At 72.7% G+C, this 5,419-nt stretch carries 4 protein-coding genes; all 4 read left to right on the top strand.

Going from position 1 to position 5,419, the window contains the following annotated elements; all coding sequences use genetic code 11:
- Nucleotides 1-957 precede the first annotated feature (957 nt).
- Entirely contained in the window at nucleotides 958-1,836 is an 879-nt protein-coding gene (locus JWR81_RS18740; protein ID WP_297654157.1) for a hypothetical protein, read from the top strand.
- Between the two features lie 344 nt (nucleotides 1,837-2,180).
- Nucleotides 2,181-2,402 carry a hypothetical protein gene (locus tag JWR81_RS18735; protein ID WP_297654154.1) on the top strand — a complete coding sequence of 74 codons (222 nt, stop codon included), beginning with the start codon at nucleotides 2,181-2,183 and terminating at the stop codon, nucleotides 2,400-2,402.
- 260 nt (nucleotides 2,403-2,662) lie between these two features.
- A complete protein-coding gene (locus JWR81_RS18730) occupies nucleotides 2,663-3,838 on the top strand; it encodes a YbhN family protein (protein ID WP_297654151.1) in 1,176 nt (391 codons plus the stop codon).
- A partial coding sequence (locus JWR81_RS18725; RefSeq protein WP_297654148.1) for a glycosyltransferase family 39 protein occupies nucleotides 3,835-5,419 on the top strand: 1,585 nt, incomplete at its 3' end. The genes JWR81_RS18730 and JWR81_RS18725, both read left to right, overlap by 4 nt.

Below are 5,419 nucleotides of genomic sequence, written 5' to 3'. Positions count from 1 at the left end.
CGCTGGTGGCGCGCGCACCGGCTGCGCCGCCGGCCGCTTCGGGGCCGGGCGCGCCGGCGTAGGCGGGGACCTGCTGCTGGTCGGGGTGGGGGTCCTCGGTCGGGGAGGTTGCGTCCCGGCCCGGCTTCCTCTGTACATCGGTCATGCTCTGACCGTGCGCCCGATCTCTGAGAGCTGACTGTGCGTCTCCTGTCGATTCAGGAAGGTTGTCCGGCGCCGATTTCACCGAGCCAGGGCGTGGCCCGTCCCGACCCGGGAAAGCGCGCGGCGGCATCATGCGCCAGGTTCCTCGTTGCTCCATGCGCGCCATTGGATGAGCATGTGGACCAACCGGGATTCGGTGGGGCCGAGTGCGGGCAGGATCCGGCCGTCGATCACGGCGTCGATCAGTTCCTCATCCGCTCGTACGGCAGCGAGGTCGACCGGAGCGTCCGGGGCTTCGATCGAGGACCTCCCTCGGACGTGCGAGTACGCCGCGAGACTGCCGCAGCAGGCAGTTGGACCGGCGCTTCGACCCCAGTGCCCGGCTTCGCCGAGTGGTTCTCCCGAGATCAGGAGCTTTCGATCGTTGCGGAAACACCGTCGCGACGAGGATCGGGAACGTTACGACCCGTGAAGCGACACGCGCTGTCAAAGGCGTTTCCGAGACGTCGTCGTGCTCAGGTCGGTGCTGAGCCGGCGGGGAGCCGCGGCATTGCCGCAGACCGGGCGCGTTCACAGCGTCCTCACGTTCACAGCATCCTCATAGGCACGCTATGGGAATTTCGACCCGATCCGTACGCCGCGCCCCGTGATAGTGGGACGCAGGCCGACAGCAGGAACAGCGGAAGGGAGATCGTCCTTACCGTGGTCGAACGTCGACGGCGACGCGCGGGGTGGCGGCCCCGGCGTATCGCGATCGTGGCCCTCGCCGTCGCGGTGTTCCTGGGTGTCGCGGCCGTGACGGCGGTCAGTTCCGTGACGGAATCCACCGCCATGCCCGTCCGCCCCGCCATGCTCGTGCGGGGGATGCCGCAGCCGAGCCTGGCGCCCGGTACCACCACCACGCTGCGCAGCGTGACCGTCGACGGGATGGCGCGGTCCTACCTCGTCCTGGCTCCGGCGCGGATGACCGCGCGGCTGCCCGCGATCATGATGCTGCACGGGATCGTCGTCACCGCCCAGTTGGAGGCGGCCCGCAGCGGTTTCCTGCCCCTGGCACAGGCCGGCAAGGCCGTGCTGCTGTTCCCGATCGGCTACCAGGAGTCCTGGAACGCCGGCTCCGGATGCTGCGGGACGGCCGCCACCGCGGGGGTCGACGACGTCGCCTTCCTCGACCAGGTCGCCGCCGACTCCCGGGCGAACCTGCCGATCCTGCCCGGCCAGGAGTACCTCGTCGGGTACAGCAACGGGGGCAAGATGGCCTTCACCGAGGTCTGCGCCCATCCCGGGGTCTTCGCCGCGCTCGCGACCTTCGGCGGCGAACCTCTCGCGGCGTGCAGCGAACCGCAGCCGATGCCGCTGCTGGTCGCGGGCGGCGACCAGGACCCGGACCTGGCCTCCGCCCGTCCGGCCCGCACCGCCACCCAGACGCTCACGGCGATCGCGGCGACCTGGCGCAGCCGCGACGGGTGCACCGGCTCGATGACGCGGACGGTCGGCATCGCCCGGATCCGCACCGCATCCGGCTGCTCGGCGGGCACTGCGGTGGAGTCGGTTCTGTACCACGGGCTCGATCACTACTGGCCCGTGGCGGGGAAGCCGACCGAGCCGTACTCCACCGACGTCGGATCGCAGGCCGCCGCGGCCACGCTCATGTGGAACTTCTTCCGCGCCGTCACAACGGGCATGCGCTGACCACGACCGCGCCCGCCGGACGTGCGGACGGCCCACCGATCAGCCGGCGCCGACGACGTGGCGGTGCAGCTCGGTGTTGATGGATCTCCCGGGTGAACTTCGCGCGACCTGGTGTCGGCCGTACCGCCGGTCTACTCTCCTCGGCGTGGTCGCGGCCGGCACGGGAGGGCCGGTCGGTGCCGCACGGGTGCGGTGCGCCGCGTGCTGCAGCAGCACACCGTCGTGTCTGAGCCGAACGGTCGAGGCGGGGCCCTACGGCCCTGTTTCCGCCTGCTCCTCCGTGGTCTCCTTCCGGGGTCGCCCCGGACCCCGGTGACGTGGTGATTCCTCACGGGGAGACGACGATGGACCTCGACTGCCAGGCTCGCGAGTCCGACGAGGCCGTCCTGCTGCTGAGCCTCGACGAGCTGCGCGCGCTGGAGCGGCGCCTGCGGCAACACTGTCCTGCTCATGTCGCCGCGGGGCTTCTGACCGCCGCCGAGGTGAACGAGATGCTCGAGCGGTTGGGCCGGGTCATCGCGCGGCGTTCCGGCCTCGCGTCGTCGGTGAAGTCGCGTCGTCGGTGAAGTCGCGTCGTCGGTGACCTCGCGTCGTCGGTGACCTCGCGTCGTCGGTGACACCGTCGCCGCGGAAACGGAAGGTGAGCCCGACGGGCCGGCTCGTCCACTCGCCGGGTCGCTCGACCGAGTCCGGGCCGTGACCCCTCGCGTGCCCGGGACAGGCCGTCCGCGTCCCGACCGGAGGTCGTCCGACGGCAGCGTCCGGTGAGCCGATCTCTGCGGCGGAGCACAGTCCCCGCACAGGTTCCGGTCGCAGACTCGGGGCCATGACCGCACCGGCACTCCGCCCGCCGCGGGCAGGGCCTGCGAGCCCGCTCGGGCCGGCCGGTCGATCGGCGCGCCGCCCTGTCACCCTGTCCCGTCGCGCGGTCACCGGGGCGGTGATCGCGCTGGTCGTCGTGGTCGAGGCGGTGCTGGTCGCGCCCGCTGTCGGCGGCGCCTTGACGTCGCTCCGCGCCGTCGACGTCGACTGGCTCGGCGTGGCGGTCGTCGCGGCAGCCGCGTCGATGAGCATGTTCGCCCGGGAACGTCGCCGGCTGCTGCTCGCCGCTGGTGTCCGCACTCCGGCTCGCGGATCGGTCGTCGCGGTCTACGTGGCCAACGCGCTGCACGCGACCCTGCCCGGCGGTGCCGCTTTCTCCACCGCCTACAGCTACCGGTGGATGCGTGGCCGGGGAGCCACCGCTCCCGCCATCACCTGGGTTCTCGCGGCCGGCGGCCTCCTGTCGACAGCATCCCTGCTCGCCCTGGGGCTGTCGGGCACACTGCTCGCCGGAGGCCGGGTCGGCCTGCTGCAGCAGGGCCTGGAGATCGCGGGGATCCTCGTCGTCGCCGGAGCGGCTCGTCACCTCGTCCGGCACCCGCAGCTGCTCCGCACCGCCTGCGGACGTGTTCTCGCCCGAGCGAACCGTCTCCGGCGCCGTCCACCCACGGCGGGCGTAGCGGCGTTGGACGACCTGGTGGTCCAGCTCCAGGCGGTTCGCCCGCGTCCGATGGACTGGTCCGTCGCCACCGGATTCGCGCTGCTCAACTGGTCCTTCGACATGGGTTGCCTGGCCGCCTGCGCCGCGGCCCTGCACCTGCACGGCCTGACCCTCCCGCTGCTGCTCGTCGCGTACACGGCCGGAATGGCGACCTCGGGGCTCTCACCGCTGCCCGGTGGTATCGGCGTGGTCGACGCGACGCTCGTGCTCGCTCTCGTCGCGGGTGGCGTCCCGGTGGCCTCGGCGTTGCCGGTGGTGGTGCTCTACCGCCTGATCAGCCTGGTGGGGGTGGTCGCCGTGGGGTGGCTCCTGTGCGTCGCCGAGCAGGTGCGCCGGTCGCCGTCGGCCGGCCGGTTGCACAGGCAGGACTCAGGGACATCACAAGGAACGGACACCGGTCGCGTCAAGTGTCGGTGGCTCACCCACAGCGCCCCTCGCCACTCGGAGATGTCTTCATGAGCACGACACTGAGCTCGCCGCGGCCGCCGCACCCGGCGGATCCCCGTCCACGGCGACCCTCCGCCGTCGCGGAGCGCCCGCGCTGGGAGCTTCCCGGCCTGGCGGTGCTGTTGTGCGCCACGGCCGTCCTGTACCTGTGGAACCTCGGTGCCACCGGCTACGGGAACTCGTTCTACGCCGCCGCGGTGCAGGCGGGGACGACGAGCTGGAAGGCGTTCTTCTTCGGCTCGCTGGACCCGGCGAACCTGATCACCGTCGACAAGCCGCCCGCGTCGCTGTGGGTGATGGAGCTGTCCACGCGGGTCTTCGGCTTCTCGTCCTGGAGCATGCTGGTGCCGCAGGCGCTGATGGCCGTGGCGGCCGTGGCGCTGCTGTGGGCGACGGTGCGCCGGATCAGCGGCCCGGGAGCGGGCCTGCTCGCCGGCGTGCTTCTCGCGCTCACCCCGGTCGCCGCGCTCATGTTCAAGTTCAACAACCCCGACGCGTTCCTGGCGCTGCTGCTGGTGGTGGCGGGCTACTGCACCGTCCGGGCGATCGAGCACGCGAGCACCCGCTGGACCCTGCTGGCCGGCCTCGTCGTCGGCTTCGCCTTCCTCGCCAAGGAGATGCAGGCCTTCCTGGTGCTGCCGGGCCTGGCGCTGGCCTACCTGTGGGCGGCGCCCACCTCGCTGGGCCGGCGGATCGCACAGCTCGTCGGGGCCGGGGTCGCGCTCGTCGTCGGCGCCGGCTGGTGGGTCCTCGCCGTGGCGCTGTGGCCGGCGGCCGACCGGCCGTGGATCGGCGGCTCCACCGACAACAGCGAGCTCGGACGCGCGTTCGGCTACAACGGCCTCGGCCGGATCTTCGGCGGCGAGTTCGGTGCGCGCCCCGATGCCGCCGGCACGGCCGCCCCTGGCGCAGCCGCTCGGGTGTTCGGTGACGCGGCCGCCGGCCGTGCCGGCGGGTTCGGCGGGTTCGGTGGCCAGGCCGGGATCCTGCGGATGTTCCAGACGGATGTCGGTGGTCAGGTCGCCTGGCTGCTGCCCGCGGCGCTGATCCTCCTCGTCGCCGGGCTGTGGCTCACCCGCGGTGCCCCGCGCACCGACATGACGCGGGCCGCACTGATCATGTGGGGCGGCTGGACCGTCGTCGGGGCACTGGTGCTGAGCCTGATGCAGGGCACCTTCCACTCCTACTACACGCTCGTGCTCGTCCCGGGCATCGTCGGGCTCGTCGTCGTCGGCGGTCGTGAGGTGTGGCGGGCGCGCGGCTCGGCCTTCGGGCGCATCGTGCTGGCGCTGACCACCGCGGTCACCGCGGTGTGGTCGTGGGAGCTGCTCGACCGCACCCCGGCGTTCCTGCCGTTGCTGCGGTGGACGGTCCTGGTGCTCGGGGTGCTGGTCGCGCTCGCCCTGCTGACTCCTGCCGGTCTGCGCGGGCGGCTCGGCATCGTGCTGGTCGGGGCCGCCGTGGTCGTCGGGGCAGCGGGTCCGGCGGCCTACGCCGTGGACACCGCGCTGAGCGCGCACGCCGGAGCCGGGGTCTCCGCCGGCCCGGCCGTCGCGGGCGGCAACGGTTTCAGCCGCGGCGGCCAGGCAGGCC

Source organism: Pseudonocardia sp. (genome assembly GCF_025965585.1).
Lineage (GTDB): Bacteria > Actinomycetota > Actinomycetes > Mycobacteriales > Pseudonocardiaceae > Pseudonocardia.
The sequence above is the reverse complement of the archived record's forward strand: the minus strand, read 5'-3'. Positions and strand labels throughout refer to the sequence as shown.